Annotated in this window: 19 protein-coding genes and 1 pseudogene; 17 read left to right on the top strand and 3 right to left on the bottom strand. The window is 30.8% G+C overall.

Annotation, left to right across the window (positions count from 1 at the left end):
- Nucleotides 1-23 precede the first annotated feature (23 nt).
- Nucleotides 24-1,193, bottom strand: coding sequence for a ParM/StbA family protein (locus D9782_RS22530; RefSeq protein WP_121606014.1), 1,170 nt, complete (start codon nt 1,191-1,193; stop codon nt 24-26).
- Between the two features lie 604 nt (nt 1,194-1,797).
- Between D9782_RS22530 and D9782_RS22525 the strand changes: the two genes are divergently transcribed.
- Nucleotides 1,798-2,982 (top strand): hypothetical protein, encoded by a 1,185-nt coding sequence (locus D9782_RS22525; RefSeq protein WP_121606013.1) that lies wholly within the window; start codon nt 1,798-1,800, stop codon nt 2,980-2,982.
- Between the two features lie 457 nt (nt 2,983-3,439).
- On the opposite strand, the gene D9782_RS22520 is transcribed toward D9782_RS22525, so the two are convergent.
- Complete coding sequence (locus D9782_RS22520) at nt 3,440-3,796, bottom strand: helix-turn-helix domain-containing protein (protein WP_121606012.1); 357 nt, start codon at nt 3,794-3,796, stop codon at nt 3,440-3,442.
- Between the two features lie 316 nt (nt 3,797-4,112).
- Nucleotides 4,113-4,328 (bottom strand): helix-turn-helix domain-containing protein, encoded by a 216-nt coding sequence (locus D9782_RS22515; RefSeq protein ID WP_121606011.1) that lies wholly within the window; start codon nt 4,326-4,328, stop codon nt 4,113-4,115.
- Nucleotides 4,329-4,489: 161 nt separating this feature from the next.
- Between D9782_RS22515 and D9782_RS22510 the strand changes: the two are divergent.
- The 16 genes and pseudogenes from D9782_RS22510 to D9782_RS22445 all read left to right on the top strand — a co-directional run.
- A pseudogene (locus tag D9782_RS22510) lies at nt 4,490-4,681 on the top strand (multiprotein-bridging factor 1 family protein); the annotation flags it as partial.
- 49 nt (nt 4,682-4,730) lie between these two features.
- On the top strand, nt 4,731-4,985 hold the full coding sequence (locus D9782_RS22505; protein ID WP_162986504.1) for a hypothetical protein: 255 nt from the start codon (nt 4,731-4,733) through the stop codon (nt 4,983-4,985).
- A 478-nt stretch (nt 4,986-5,463) separates the two neighbouring features.
- Entirely contained in the window at nt 5,464-6,492 is a 1,029-nt protein-coding gene (locus D9782_RS22500; RefSeq protein ID WP_121606008.1) for a hypothetical protein, read from the top strand.
- A gap of 95 nt (nt 6,493-6,587) precedes the next feature.
- A complete protein-coding gene (locus D9782_RS22495; RefSeq protein WP_121606007.1) occupies nt 6,588-8,891 on the top strand; it encodes a thioester domain-containing protein in 2,304 nt (767 codons plus the stop codon).
- Between the two features lie 53 nt (nt 8,892-8,944).
- Nucleotides 8,945-9,130, top strand: a complete 186-nt coding sequence (locus D9782_RS22490) for a hypothetical protein (protein ID WP_121606006.1) — start codon at nt 8,945-8,947, stop codon at nt 9,128-9,130.
- Between the two features lie 2 nt (nt 9,131-9,132).
- The gene (locus D9782_RS22485) at nt 9,133-9,522 is read left to right on the top strand and encodes a hypothetical protein (protein ID WP_121606005.1); all 390 of its coding nucleotides are present in this window, start codon (nt 9,133-9,135) and stop codon (nt 9,520-9,522) included.
- 15 nt (nt 9,523-9,537) lie between these two features.
- The gene (locus D9782_RS22480) at nt 9,538-10,725 is read left to right on the top strand and encodes a CpaF/VirB11 family protein (RefSeq protein ID WP_121606004.1); all 1,188 of its coding nucleotides are present in this window, start codon (nt 9,538-9,540) and stop codon (nt 10,723-10,725) included.
- 5 nt (nt 10,726-10,730) lie between these two features.
- Nucleotides 10,731-11,561: a hypothetical protein gene (locus D9782_RS22475; RefSeq protein WP_121606003.1), complete on the top strand. Its 831-nt coding sequence runs from the start codon at nt 10,731-10,733 to the stop codon at nt 11,559-11,561.
- Complete coding sequence (locus D9782_RS22470) at nt 11,546-12,289, top strand: hypothetical protein (protein WP_121606002.1); 744 nt, start codon at nt 11,546-11,548, stop codon at nt 12,287-12,289. Before D9782_RS22475 ends, D9782_RS22470 begins: the two co-directional genes overlap by 16 nt.
- A gap of 26 nt (nt 12,290-12,315) precedes the next feature.
- Nucleotides 12,316-12,681 (top strand): hypothetical protein, encoded by a 366-nt coding sequence (locus D9782_RS22465; RefSeq protein WP_121606001.1) that lies wholly within the window; start codon nt 12,316-12,318, stop codon nt 12,679-12,681.
- A 4-nt stretch (nt 12,682-12,685) separates the two neighbouring features.
- Nucleotides 12,686-12,820, top strand: a complete 135-nt coding sequence (locus D9782_RS23855; RefSeq protein WP_256365772.1) for a hypothetical protein — start codon at nt 12,686-12,688, stop codon at nt 12,818-12,820.
- 26 nt (nt 12,821-12,846) lie between these two features.
- Nucleotides 12,847-12,999, top strand: coding sequence for a hypothetical protein (locus D9782_RS23270; RefSeq protein WP_162986503.1), 153 nt, complete (start codon nt 12,847-12,849; stop codon nt 12,997-12,999).
- Between the two features lie 27 nt (nt 13,000-13,026).
- Nucleotides 13,027-14,022, top strand: coding sequence for a hypothetical protein (locus D9782_RS22460; protein WP_121606000.1), 996 nt, complete (start codon nt 13,027-13,029; stop codon nt 14,020-14,022).
- Nucleotides 14,023-14,081: 59 nt separating this feature from the next.
- Nucleotides 14,082-14,432, top strand: a complete 351-nt coding sequence (locus D9782_RS22455; RefSeq protein ID WP_121605999.1) for a CagC family type IV secretion system protein — start codon at nt 14,082-14,084, stop codon at nt 14,430-14,432.
- Nucleotides 14,433-14,484: 52 nt separating this feature from the next.
- On the top strand, nt 14,485-14,874 hold the full coding sequence (locus D9782_RS22450) for a hypothetical protein (protein ID WP_121605998.1): 390 nt from the start codon (nt 14,485-14,487) through the stop codon (nt 14,872-14,874).
- 17 nt (nt 14,875-14,891) lie between these two features.
- Nucleotides 14,892-15,485, top strand: a complete 594-nt coding sequence (locus D9782_RS22445) for a hypothetical protein (RefSeq protein WP_121605997.1) — start codon at nt 14,892-14,894, stop codon at nt 15,483-15,485.
- Nucleotides 15,486-15,495 lie beyond the last annotated feature (10 nt).

The raw sequence follows: 15,495 nt of genomic DNA, 5'->3' as shown, positions 1-15,495 counted from the left end.
AGAGGTCATCATGACCTCTTATATTAATTTTTATTGAAGATCAGATTTGCTAAATGAAAAGTTCCTCTTGAGTTCATTGTTGTGGCATATTTTTTAGGGATCCAAACAATTTTAAACCGATTATTTTCAGCAAAGATTTTCAATTCTTCCTCTAGATCTGGTCTAAAGGTGATACTTCCTCCGCCGTGAACAAAAATGTAATCTACATCCGAAGAAGCTAATTCCTGATAAGATAGTTGAATTTCTTCTAAGATTGTTTGTGCTTGTCCAAAGGTAGCCTCTTTCATTAAATCTCTTGCCAATTGTCCTTTTTCATTTTTTCTTTTTAACCACTCTTGTAATTGTTGACGTGTAAATTTATCACTAATATTAATTTGATCTTTGAGTAGACTTATTGCAAGGTCTGAGGCATGACCAACGCCTAATCTCTTACCTTTACTTAACCCTTGAACTGGGTTTACACCTTCTATTACAACAAATTCAGAAGTTCCATCTCCTATATCCACATGTAATGTTCTTGCATTTTTAAAATCTTTTGTTTCTCTAGGAATAGATTTATCTTTATCTTTATAACCATTTATAAAATCCTTTAGTATGTCATTTTCACTATCTAAAAATGCTAACATGGCCGTTCTACCTTCTTCAGTAACCTTGCAATGCTCTATCTTAATAGTAACCAACACATGTTCTTCACCTATATAAAGTGTAACTAAATGTTTCCCATTAAAACGATCTTCCAAGTTTTTAGCACTTTGTTTACTGTACTCAGATGATGGTATAGCCGTCGCTAACTTTAAATTAACATCAATACTTTTTTCTAGAGATTCACCTTTATTATAGGAGTCTTTTAATGCTTTAGCTGCAACAAGACTCAATGATGTGATTAAAGGCAAATCATGAGTAGATTTCCCACCTAAACTAATCATCATATTCGTTTTAATTCCATCATGCTGCATTGCTTTTTTTCCTACATAATAATCTCCATTTCTTTTAATTGCTGGAGAAGAAATATGTACAGTGAGATTATCGTATAGATTTTCTATTATTTGATCTGTACCCATATCTGTAGATTCTGGAGTTCGTGGTAAATGAGAAATTACAGAAGGTTGACGTACAAACTCAATTTCCCCATTTTCTCTGTATGCAATTTCTGTTTTCGCATTACCAATATCAATACCGAATACTTTTTCCATTAGTATCACCTCATATAATTTATCTTATACTTATTATATAATTTTTATATAAAAAAAGTAAACCATAATATATAAATTTTATATAAAAATCAATTTTAAACATAATTTATAATAATAAAATATAATAATTATATAATATTAACACTGACACATTTCTAATTTGCATATAATTATATAATTTTTTTATAGTTGTTATATAAAAATATTTATTTAATATATTAAAAAGTCATCTAATTATTTTCATATGAATATCTTGATGTTGGGAAGGATAATTGTGGAATAAAGTTGCGCTTATTAAAAAATACTGATATACTAATGTCAACAAAAATTGAACGACAAAAAAAAGACAACCAGCCATCTAATGAGTGCGACCAACACTCTTAGACGGTTCCCCCTATACACGGTAGGGAAAACACTGACAGGTAGTCTTCTTTCGTCTTTTTGATTTGATTCTATTGTACAAGAAATAGGTCAAAAAGTCAAAGGGAATTGCTGTTAAAAAGTCTATTTTATGCAATCTTTTTTTCGCATACAAAAGGCGATGTTTTCCTTTTATTCATAGGGATCATCGTCTTTTTTCGTTGTCGAAAAAAGGAGAGTAATCATGAGTATAGTTGTACAACCTCAAAAACCCCAAAAATTTACAATTGAAGGTGTCAAATTCTTTAAAAAACACTTAGACAAAATTAAATTACATTCTATGGTAACAGACGATCCTCTTACTACATCTGAAATATCTGTGTTTATGATTCTCCACTTATATACAGATGAGATGGGACAAATTCGCTCATTCACTAATGATTCTGATGTTAGCGAAAGAAAACAACTCTGCATCTCTAACATTGCAGCTGAACATGAATTAACCTATGAAACTGTGAAAAAAGCGTTCGATAGTTTACTATATAAAAATTATATTACTGAAGTATACACAGATAGTGCAATGCATTATGAGATAGTAGACTATGCCAAGTACAATCAAGAAATGATAGCGAAAAATAATAATGCATTTGAAAGATCTTCCTACTTCCGTATTCCTTTAATTTTATTCCAAGAAAAAATATTCGGTAAGCTTATTACACAAAGATATCATAAAGGACCAATCTTATTACTGGATTTATGTCAATACTTTACTGTTCAAATTGGGACAACCAGAAGATCCGTCGATGATGTTAAAAATATTCAAGGTATTCGAACAATGACATATTTAAAAAAGTCTTTGAATACAACAGCAAAAAGAGTCCGAAACTTCTTAACCATTGTACATAACGTATTTCAATTTAAACCATTAGAAGAAAAGATTAAACATCCAAATACAGAACGCAATAAAAGAAAGCGAACGTTTGTGCAAATATGTATAGATAAGTTTTCTTTTTCCTTAAATGGTGCTTGTTTTAAAGAAAATGATAATCAGAAACAGCGAAAAACATACGCAAGGTGCAAAAAAGAAATGTCGGCTAGGATAAAAAATTCAAATATTCCTGTTAAATGGCGTGATATGTTAGATATTAACAAGTCTATTAGCAGAATGGTGAATTTATCCCAACATTACCAAGTAGTTTCTTTAGATACTAAAATGCTAAATCAAATAATGTTCAAAGTAGCAGACACCCTAGAAACATTACATAATAACAATGAATTAAAAAACATCAATCGCTTAGGAGCATTTGTAAATAAATGTTTTACAAACGCATTAAATGATTTCAACGATTCTTTATCAGAATCTGAAAACATGGACATAATGATTGATTACTACAACAAGTATGGAGACTATCCCACATTTATAAAATAACGTAATTTCTCCTTCAAAACACTAATACTAAGCCTTTTCAAACATAAGATGTTGGAAAGGCTATTTGTCATGCAATCAGTTTTATTTAGTAAGATTTATTCAACCAACTTTACTAAAATTTTCTCTAAACACTTGGAAAAATAGATATTTATCATAACTACTATTTTTATGCACTGTATTTTTAGTTATCTAATTTTCAATAACTGTATTTATAAATATCTGATTAGTAGACATTTGTATTTACGTATATGTGGACTGTTAATAAAGTATTTTTAGACATGTGGATTAGTGAATACTGTATTTTATAAAAATCAAATAAGTGGAGGAACCCTGTAATAACAAGGGAACCACCACCTATATACAATATCCTTATATTCATTTGTTTTTTATTTATTATTGTTTTTTTTATTATTTTTGTTTTATTACTCTATATTGATTTTTACTAAGAAATATTTGACTATCCCAATTTACCAATCAATAATTTCAAATATTTGATAATCTTTTCTTCTTGAACCTCATTTAAATCTATAGACTCAAATAAATCCATCCAATGATCAATTTTGTCACTTCCCTTAGGATCGCCATCTAAGGAATCACTTTTTCCTCGTAGATAATCCATTGAAACATTAAAATAATCAGCAATTTTGATAAAATTCTCATATGAGGGACTTGCTTTAGCACTAGTATACTTGGTTATCAATGCAGGAGATGCATCAATAGCTCTTGCTAGATCAGCACTTGTAATACCTTTGTACTTAATAAGTAAACTAAGCCTTTCACTAAAAATTCTTCTGTGTTCTAATTCATTGTTCATTTTCTCACCACCTTTTTCTTAATTTTATAGGAGTGGGAAAAGTTTTTGTAATAGATAATAGTACTTTATAACTACTCAAAACAAAAATTATAGTCTAAATGTATTGAATTAAATTCAATCATATGGTAATTTTGTACCGTATCAATGTAATTATGTAATCAAGAAGGAGGATAAAATAAATGAAAAAAAAAGCCTTGAAACATAGACAGGAACTTATTTACCTAATTAATCTTCTAGAAACTAGATTGAAGTATCAAAAGAAATTAAGCTAAGTATGTATTAAAATATAGCCTTTTTATTTACCTACATTCAATTTTTATTTAAGCCTTTCATTACTACGACCAGTTAGGTAATCAAGTGATACATTAAAATAATTGGCTATATAAATAGCTGTAGTCAGGGACATGTCACTTTCGTCTTTTTCATATCTCTGTACTTGTCTAAGTGATAAAGAGAGGATATCGGCCAATTCTGTTTGTGAAAGACCTTGTTCTTTTCTTAATTCTTTTAATCGAGTTCCTAATGTTTTCATTATTACCATTCCTTATAAAAAATATGTACAAGTAAAAAATTAAATCTTGACATGACATGAGAAGTCATATAAACTTGCAATTAAAGTATATGACAACAAATGTCATATAATAGAAAGTGAGGTGTTGACTTGTTGCTAAAATACTTTAGAAAAAAAAACATTTAACACAAAGAGAACTTGCAGAGAAACTTAATATTTCATTGCGACATTACCAAAGAATAGAAGCTGGTGAAAGCTTTCCAAAAAAAAGTAAACTTACTATTCTAGAAGATATTTTCAAAACACCTCATAGAGTTCTGTTTGCAATTTCTATAGAGGATGTACCTGATTTTTTAAGGCGTTTTTTACCTTAATTGTAGCACACAAAAAGCATTAAAAGTAAATTTCATTGAGGTGATTTAATTGCGCAAGGTGAGTTTACCTAAAATGTTTCGTTTTCAATTTCTAGATTTCAATAATAGAGTAACTATTCGAACCTTCAATAAAGATATATATATACTTAAATCAGGTTTAATCGTTCAAAACATTGAAACGAAAAGACTAAGAAGGATTGAAGAAATTTATTATGAGATTAGAACAGTAAGAAGCATTAAAGGTAAAATTGTAGCAAAAAGAAAGAACAAGGACAGCGATTTATTTATAGTTGAAGCTAGTTAGACGTTTTACTACCATACATTATGATGTGTGCAATTGATAATGCACACCCGGACCTTGAAAACTACATAGAGCGTGGTTCTCGAAGAAAGATCACTATTCGAGTTAACTATACGGTTATAACTAGTTAGTGGACGTGTAGCTTAAAATCCACTTGTGATCCTAAGAACGACTTCAATTACTTGTAATAAGTAATCGTAAGGTTGTTGATATAAGCCAAAAATCAACAAAATGAAGAAAAGATTGTTTATTAATTATCGGTGAGACGATGAAAAATTGATAAACCCTTTTCCTCGACACTGAAGAAATGTAATAAGACAGTAATCATTAAAAATTATTGTGCTTAATAAAGAGGGGGCGATTAAAGCCCCCAATAAATCAATTGTTCACATGATAATGTATGCAAAACAATCCTTTTATAAGTTAATACTTTATAATTGCGATATTAAGAACGATATTAGAATAAAGGAGGTAACTTTACATGAAAAAGAAGCTCTTAATCGGGATGATAGCATTCTTTATAATAGCTGGAACCGCAACTGTAGCTTATGCATATAATCAAAAAGTTATTGCTAAAGAGCAAGAAACCATTGAAAAAGCAGAAAATGCAATTGATGCCCTATATCTAGACGATACTAGGATAAAATTAGCTAGCAATTTAGATGGAAAACTAAAAAATGCAAAGAAGGCAATTGAACTTGTACAAGATAATGATGTTAAACAGGAACTACTATCAGAAGTTGAAACAGTAGAGCATTTTAGAAGTGTACAAGTTAAGGTAGATTCAATTATTAAAGAAGGGGTAGTATTAAGTGATATAGATTCATCCAAACTAGAAAAAGTGAAACAACTCCTTGTTACAATTAAAGGAAAAAATGATTCCATATACACTTCATTAGAAAGTAAAGTATCTACAGCTGAGGCACAACTAAACACTATTAATAAAGCTACAAAAAAAGTGGAAACTGCCGAAGTAGCATTGAGTAATAAAACATATCAAAATGCGTCTAGCCTAGTCAAAAAAATTAAAAATAAAAGTATGAAAGATGAACTAAAAACTCGCCTTGATGTAGTGAATAAAAAAATTGTAGCAATTAAAGAAGAAGAGAAAAGATCCAAAGAGGCAGAAATGGCAGAGAAAAATAGAAAAAGTGAATTAGCTAAATCACAAGAAGCTAAGGATCAACAATCCAGCAATAATACAACTGCATCAAAAAATGCATCAAAAAACAACTCTAATCAGTCCCAAGAAAAAAAGAATTCCTCAAGTACAAACAATAAATCATCATCTAAGTCAAGTCAGAAAACATCAAAAAGTAAGGACACAACTAAAAAAAGTACCAAGTCATCTAACAAGGGTAGTTCTACTGGGAATTCTTCCAGTCAAGAAGGATTAGAAAATCGTGATTGGGATAAGATAGGAGACTATGCGGAAAACAAAGAGTGGGAACATAAAGATTCAGGCTATATATCAGGTGAGGGTGGAAACACTTGGGATAGTTATGAATGAGCTAAATAGTATAATATTTTGTGGAAGAGAGTTATTCATATAATGAATAGCTCTTTTTTTCTTTATTATAATAATTGGGAGTGAATAGGAGATAAATGAAGAGGTATATTAAAAAAATAATCTCAATTTCGATAATAGTATTAATACTTTTGCAAGGAATGGAAGGTGTCAATGTTTCGGCTGCTGGTACAAAAGTTGAATACCTAGGTCAAGCCCAATATGGACCATACATAGTTGGGAAATTTAGAGTAAATGGGGGAATTGCGTTTTGTCTTGAACATTATAAGCAGTCTCCAGGTACAGGAGCATCTTATAGTGCTGGATCTGTATATAGTAACAAGAAAGTAAAGGCTATATTATATTATGGGGCAGGAGGTCCAGAAGATGAAGTGGGTATGTCAGATACAGGAATTGTAGCTACTTCATTAGCATTGGATTCAGTTATTAATGGGAACCATGCTGAAGGAAGGAACAGAGTTCCTGGATATGAGAAATTAATGAATCATGCAGAACAAGAAGACGCACCAAGCGATATTATGAATTTCAGTAAAACAAATGTAAAATCAAGCGTTTCAGGTAATGTGCAGAAGTCAGAATCAATTTTATTTAATGCAGATCCAAAAAACTCTATAACATTAAAAGTACCAAACAAAGTTTCAATTCATGTAGGTAACAAAAAATATAATAGTGGATCTGTCAAAATAAAAGGAGGGCAATCTTTTTATTTTACAGCTGATCTATCATATGGAGAAGATGTTATCTATAAAAACTTAAAACCTAACTTTGGGAAGTATCAATCATTGGCCTTTATTCCTGGAAATTCAAATATGCAAAAATTAGGTATGATGGTCGCTGTTGATCCAGAACCCATGACTAATTTAAAAGTGAATTTTGAGGTACGTCAAAAGAAAATTGTTGTTGAGCATCGGGACAATTATAATAACAATTTATTGGAAAAGGATTCCTATACAAGAAACATAGGTTCCAAATATAGTTTCGGCCCAGAATCAAGTATTAAAAAAGGTACAAATACTTTTGTACCAGTTAGCAAATCTAAGAAGTCAGGAATTCTTGGCAATGAAAACATAACCTTGAAATTCTTCTATGACCTTCAACGCACTATTAAGATAAATCATATAGATGCTAGGGACGGAAGGTTAATTAAAACAGAAAAGGAAATAAAGGTAAGAGGAGAAGCATATAGCTACGCTCCTCGCGATGATTTAAAGAAAGGTAACTACACATATAGACCAGTATCAACTAAGAAGAAGTCAGGTGCAGTTGGTGGTTCTAACATAACGTTAAATTTTTATTATGATGTTCCACTGATAAAAGCTGGTTTAGAAAAGATACAAATTTATACGGCTCCATCAAGTGAGGGAATACCAGTAATAATTGATATAAAAAAAGATAATATTTATCCTTATTCTATTGATGATATGACTAAAGAAAAGATCAACGTTAATCTTTACCAAAATGATAAAGAGATTATAAGTAAAACATATACAGCAAAGAATCTCCCTACTTCACTAAAACTAACAGTACCTTCTAACCATCTTAAAGTTAATGCTCACCATCCTTATACAATAAAGTTTGAAGGGTATAATAAAAATGCTTTTGATATACCCAAAGACGAACTTTCAATTACTACAGATGGGTATACATCAGCCGAGCGTACTTTAAAAGTAAATGCTGATGAAGATACTGAATTAGGTTATAAAGGTGTAGTGAAGACAGAGAGAGAAGTAAAGAAAGATATGAAGGTCTTTTACGAAAATATTCATATACCTGTTAAAAAGGTAGATAAACTCCGTACCGGTTACGGATTTTTTATGCCATTGAATATGACATATCAGAATGATATTAGTAATGCTAACACCGACTTTTCATTTAATATGTATGTTCCAAAGGAAATAGTCGATGATAGCTATATAAAATATGATCTTAAAGAATCGGTAGCTTCTGTTCCCTTAGAATTAACTGTTGAGAAGAACAAGAAGGAAAAAGATAGTACTACTTCTAGACAATTACATGAACTGCAACATATAAACGTAGAAAAAAATACAGGCTATTTATTTAGTGATGAGCAAGTAGAAAATAACGACAAAAGAATAAAGTACGAACTAATAGATGGAAAAAGAAAGTTTTATATCCCTATATGGGGAGAAATAGGCGATTATCCTGTTTCAGTAGAGTCTGTTCAAAGTATAGGAATAAATCGAATCGATGTGAAGATAAATTACAACATAGATGTTTTTGCGCATATGTATGCACACATTGATTCAGAAACATTGGAAGACGATGCTATTCTTTTTAAACCTGTAAACAAACAAGATCCTTTTCCTAATGGTTTACCAAATGGATGGACACAATCTGATATAGAATGGATAAAAAATTAAATTAATAAAGAGAAGCTATTCGGGCTTCTCTTTTAATTTTTGGAGGGTAAAAAATGTTAGAACTAGTTAATGAATATTATGCAATGTTTCTTGTGATTTCACTATTATTATTAGGATTGACATTGTGGATAAGGGTTAAAAAAGTAGCATCAAAGAAAGATAAGCTTATTTATAGTATTTATTCATTGGTTATGATTGTGTTTACAGTACTCCTTATTCTATATAAATTAGGTGGTTGAATATGAGACACTTCCCAAAATGGATGATTATTATAGTGGTTGCCTTTGCAATGATTGCTACAGTCTTTACTTATATGAATCAGAGTTTTAGGTATAACGATATTACAAAAGTAATGAATGAAGCTGCTAGTATAGCTGTTTCTACAAACGTAGATGAAAGTATTAGAGTTAATGAAGAGAAAATGATCCTTTCTGTCGATGAATTTGAAGAGGACTTTAAAGTTCAATTTATGAAAGTTAACACAAAGCTGAAAGTAAAAAAATATGGATTTGATTACTTAATATCTGAAGATGGATTCTATAAAGCGGTAAAAATTAAAGTGACAGACGATGAAGATACCACTTATGAAATAAATTATGCAACAGATTTTGTAAATTCAAGTACTTTATGAAGTGAGGTAATAGGATTGAGATTTGAAAAAAATGTGGTAGAAATGGTTAAGGATGACTTAAAGGAGAATTATGCGGAAGTTTTTCATAATGCATTTACAGATCCAATAGAAAAAGAAGTACTTCGGAAAATATTAGAAGAAAGATACAAAGATTTATTTAGTAATCAAGAAAAACTAGACAGTATTATGAGGCAAGTAGTTGGATTTGACTTTGTAGAGGATTTAGCCAGAGATAAACGTATTACGGATATTGGATTTGATGGAGATAAACTGATTATTGAAGGTAATGGAATTGAAAAGTACATTGAACCGGAAATTAATGAAGAAGAAATTATACAATTAATTGCTAAATTTTCTAATTCAACTGGAAAAGAACTCACAGCAAAGGACCCTATACTTAATACAAGTAGTAATCACTTTCGATTAAATGCTGTACACACGCAAAATGCTGTAAATGGAACGACAATGGCAGTCCGTGTTACTAGACCAGGTTTAGCTATAACAGAGGAAAATTTCGAAAATTTTGCTCCATTGTTCGTCTTAGATTTTTTAAAGGCAGCTGTAAAAGCTAGATCCAATATATTTATTGCTGGTGATACTGGTACGGGAAAAACAGAGTTACAGAAATTAATGATTAGCTTTATTCCTTTTGAAGAAAGAATTGCTCTAATAGAAAGCAATAAGGATCTATACGCTAAAGAGAATTTTCCTGATAAGGATATATTCTATTGGGTAGCAAACGGAACAGCTACCGTTGAGGAACTAATAGCATATGCAGGATTAAGAAGTCATCCAGTATGGATAATGGTTGGAGAAGTGCTAGGTAGGGAAGTTTACCAGATGACACAAGGTATATTAACAGGTCATAAATTTACAACTACCTTACATGCAACTGACGCAAGAGCTATTCCAAGGCGGTTACTTGGAATGGCAAAAATGGGTTATAACATTGATGAGAATATGTTTTTAGATGACATATATCGATATGTAGATTTTGGCATTCACACCGAAAAAATAGATGGCATTCGTTATTTAAGTGAAATCGTTGAATATCATCATGATCATACAGCCACAACAGTCTTTAAACAGGTTAAAAATAAGAATGGATTTGAACGAACCACTGGTAAATTGAGCTCCAAATTCTACGAAAGAGCTATGAAATATGATTCCGATTTTAAAGGGTTTGCAGATCATGAGAGGTGAAAAAGATGGTACTTGGAACTAAGAAAGTAATGTCTATTGATGAATTAAATGCGTATAGGCAAGCTTATGGAACCCCATTTATGAAAAAAGAAATTTTTACTGCGTTAGTTGTTCCTTTTGTAATTAGTTTTTTAGCAGTATATATTCTTTTTTATTACTGGTGGTTGGCTCTTATTGCTGGATTAACAGGGGGGGTATACGGATATACTGTTCTAATAAAAATATCTGTACAAAGAAATTATAATCAACAAGCTATTATTCAAAGGAACCGTTTCATAAATAATATGACACAACTTCTAACTAACCCTAAAGAGACAATAGTAAGTTCACTAAAATGGTGTTCGCAAGATATTATAGCTACTGGTGAATTTAAAGAAGATATCGATAAACTTTTAGCTGATTTGATGGATGCGGGGCCAAAAAAAGCACAAAACGCTTTTGAAAGTTTGGGAGAGAAATATAAGAAGGACTTCGTATTCAATTTATTTATAGATAATCTATTAACAGCTTTTTTTGAGGGAAGAACCGATATAAATAAACTTAAAGAACTAAAATCTTGGCACAATGATGTGCTAGAACAGACTAATCTATTTGTAAAGAATAAAGAAAGATATAAATTAGATATACGTAAAATGCATATATATCCTTTAATAGTAATTCTTTTTTTAACATTTGCTATGGGATTTGATTCATATCTACTTTATTATGCACATAATCCAATTGGATGGATATCATCTATAATTATGATTTCAGTGTTGTCTTTTCAATTTCATAAATTTCAAAAGAGGTTAGCTGATGATGAAGTAATGGAGGTTACTATGTGGAACAAAAAATAATGAAATCTAATAAAAAGTCGTTTTGGCATTTAATTGCAGAAAATGATTTATATGAAATGGTTGAAAAATCTGGGTATGGGGAAGAAGAATTTGTTCTATTCCAAAAACGTAGGCTGAGGGGATCTCTTCTGTCAGTATTAGCTGCTATTGTACCTACAGTATTAATTAATGAATGGATGGCTGCATCAGCTATCCTTTTTTTTGTTGTTACTTGGAGAAGGTACTATACAAAAGAAAGGGAAGAATACCAGGAAATGTTATATCACAAACAAGTATCTTGGTATGTTTTTCAACGATTAATTGTTACTTACTTACAGAGTGAAAATGATTCTATTTATATAATCCTAAAAAAAGTACTTAATCGTATGGAGGAAGGGGAATTCAAAACGAATTTACAAAGGTTTATCATTGATATAACAGATGATCCTGAGTCGGTACTGCCGTTTATAACATTCGCTAAGAATGCAGCTGGTGGAACAGATTCCTCTTTAACTTTTATGACGGCACTATATAATTTTAAAAACTATTCTTCAGATAGAAGTGTTGTTAATGAATTAAGCGATGTTGCTAGAAGAGAAATGATGCGAGGAATACATGATATACGAATAGAAAAGGAAAAAGGATTCTATCTTTTTCCTACCAAAATACACATGGTAAACGTTATACCAATGTTTGGTTTTATGATTAGTGTTGCATATTACGTAATAACCAATAACATGAATTTTTAATCAAAATAGATTAAGGAGAAGATTATATGTATATGGAGGACTCGTCTGGTGAATTTGTATCACAGTTTACATTTATGTTAATTACATTCTTTTTACTTGCCTTTACTATATTCAGTATACATTTAACTCAAGCCATAGATTTTAAGACTTATGTAGATAGTCAGATTGAAAGAAATGGAGGGTTTACTCCTAAGGCAGAATCAAATATAAATACTTATTCCGAAGAACATTATCAGGGTAGATATTCAGTGGCAAGTTTATCGGGTACAGATAAGAAAACGTTTGGTGAGAATATTGACTATTTGATTACAGCACAAATGAAAATACTATTCTTTGATTTGCCCGATCAAATTATAAATATAAGAGGATCAACCATAAGCCAAGTGAGGTGATTCGATGAACAATATGGCAAGAAATATATTCTTTATTTCGGGTGTAATTGTACTAATAGCAATCCTTTCCATTGCCATAGAACATATGGATGTAATAAAGGATAGTGCTGTTAAGTCATATCGGGCAATCATGAGATAGGAAAATATTTGAAGGAGGTGAGTTAAATGAGCTTTGAAGCAAATGCAGATAGAAGTATTAATGGAATTTACTCGTTAATTATTGGTGTTGCTATAGGTAGCCTTCTATATGTAGCTTTACCAGAAGTATTCCAGCAACTGATAGATGTTATGAACAGTAAAATCGATACAATTGGCTAATATCTAATTGAAGGGGAGTACCAGAAAGTGAGGAATAAGTTATATGAAATACCAACCTATGAAAATTTCCTGAAAGGATTAGAGGAAATAAAAGCACAACAGTTGGAGGCACGTGAAGGTAGCCAAAATGCTGTTTATCCACTTGAAGGTAAGCACTATTTAATTGGTGGGGAAGGTGATTTAAGTTTTACTGGAACATTAGCTCAAGAACAAATCAAAAGTTATGTCTTGGATGCATGTGAAGTAAGCAATGCTGATCAGTTATTTGAAGAAGATAAAGCAGTGTTGGAAGAAATACTGCATCTAACTACAATTTATGAATCACAAGAGAAATTTGAAGATGATTTATATTCTATTTTCGGTCAAACTGGTGATGATTATGAGTGGTTTAATCCAGATGTCCTCACAAGCATAGCTAACAGTGGGAAAGAAGTTGTTAAAGACACTTTCCCTCCTTTTAGTGCAGCAGAGTTATTATTAGACTCAAAGAATGACTTTAAAATTGATTTAAATGAAGCTGCCCAGTATTACAATCTTAATAAAGAGATGGCCATGAAGGAAAACGAGAAGATACTCTCGTCATCTAAATACCAACCAGAACATCCCCTTAAACATACAGTGGATCAAGAAATCAAAGAAGTCCAAACATTATTAGAGGAAAATGGCCAATATCCATCTGTAAATCCTAAAATCAAAATATTATTAGAGCAACACTTTGAGAAGGTAGAGAAGTTAGTAAATGACTTCTCTGATAGCATTGAAGGAATATCCCATGCTGATATACCAAAAATTGAGGAAGGATTTAAAGAAAAATTAAGTAAGATATTTTCTGTTGAATCAAAAGAAATAGAGAAGTTAAAAAAACAGAATGCGGGATTAAAAGTCTTTGTAAATGAGATAAAAAATAAAAATCCAGAAACATATAATTCTGTATATAATTTTATGAAAAATTCACACCAAGAGCAAGGTAAAAACCTGAATGTAAATCCTAAATCACAAAAAGTAGAAGAAATACAATTATGAGTAAAACAAAAGGGAAGGTACTTTTCAGTACGTTCCCTTTTCTAAAGGAGAAATGAAAGATGTTATCAATAAGTAAAAATTATCAAGGTTATTTAAAGATGTTATTGATTATTGCTGTTACCATTGCATTCTTTATCATAGCACCAGACGTTAGTTTTGCAGCATCTACTGGACAAGTTCAGTCTAAAATAAAATCTGGTGTAACAGCTATTCAAACTGTTCTTACCGGGATAGTAGTTGTTGTAGGCATTGTAGCAGCACTAAAAATTCTTATAAAACATTTACCTGGTATAGATGACCCACATGTGAAAAATGAAATGTGGAAGAGTATTGGAGGAGTATTACTTGCTATTGCAGCTGCAGCTGCACTCATTTGGATAATACCTTGGATGTATTCGTTATTTACATGATCATGTTATAGAGAAAGCTGTAATGCTTTCTCCCTTTTAGGAGGTACTTGAAATGGATTTAGAACAAGTGAAGGAAGCTTTATTAGAAATAATCGATTCTAACTCTAAAAAGGGTAGAAAATGGTTCTTCCCAAAGAACGTAGATAATCAATATAAAATATTAGCCAATATGACGCTAAAAGAATTATTAATTTATATAGCACCTGCATTATTAATTTCAGTTGGAGTTGGCTTTATCCCTCCATATGATTCAGTGTTCTTTTGGTTAATTAAATCTGTAATTATAGTTCTAATTATAATTGCTCCAGTTGTTTATGTGAATTATAGACCTGTTAAATTTAGGGATAATATAAGAGCTAAGGACTATATAAAAGAATTCCTAGGGTATAGAAAGAAAAAAAAGATAATTTTTATTAAACCAAAAAATAATCTTTATGAATAAAATTAGGGGTGATTAAGTTGAGTACGGAAGAAGTTTACTTCAATGATGAAAGTCCAATAGAAGGTGTATATTCCGATTTTATCTACTTAAAGGAACATGCCCTTATAACTATGGTAAAGGTAAAAGGAATAAATTTTGATCTTTTATCACTTTATGAACAAAATTCTATCTTTGACGAGTATGGGGCATTTTTAGCTCAAAATATTCATTACCAGCCTGAAACAGTATCAATGACAATACCTATAAAAATGGGCGACTATCTAAGAAAATGGAAAATACAACATATAAAGTCTACACAAGATACAGAAGTCAATGAAAACCTTAGACAGTTACGAGCTAGTTATCTGTATGAATATCAAAAAACAGAAACAGATTTAAGTATGGCTGTAAAAGCTCATTTTATTATATTAAAAGAGAAGCTAAAGAAACCGACATTGGAATACTTGCAAGAGGCTGAGTCAAAGTTGATAGAAAAAAGGACAGAAATAATGAGATCTATTCATCAAGTTTTAAGCGCATATGACAGTCATCAAGAAGCATTAAGTGCAAACGAAATGCTCTCGGTATTACATCAATTCTTAGACTATAGGACATCGATTTATCATCAATAAGAGAGGTGAA

Origin of the sequence: Virgibacillus sp. Bac332 (genome assembly GCF_003667785.1) — a bacterium.
Lineage (GTDB): Bacteria > Bacillota > Bacilli > Bacillales > Amphibacillaceae > Virgibacillus > Virgibacillus salarius.
This window is presented reverse-complemented; position numbering and strand designations above follow the sequence as displayed.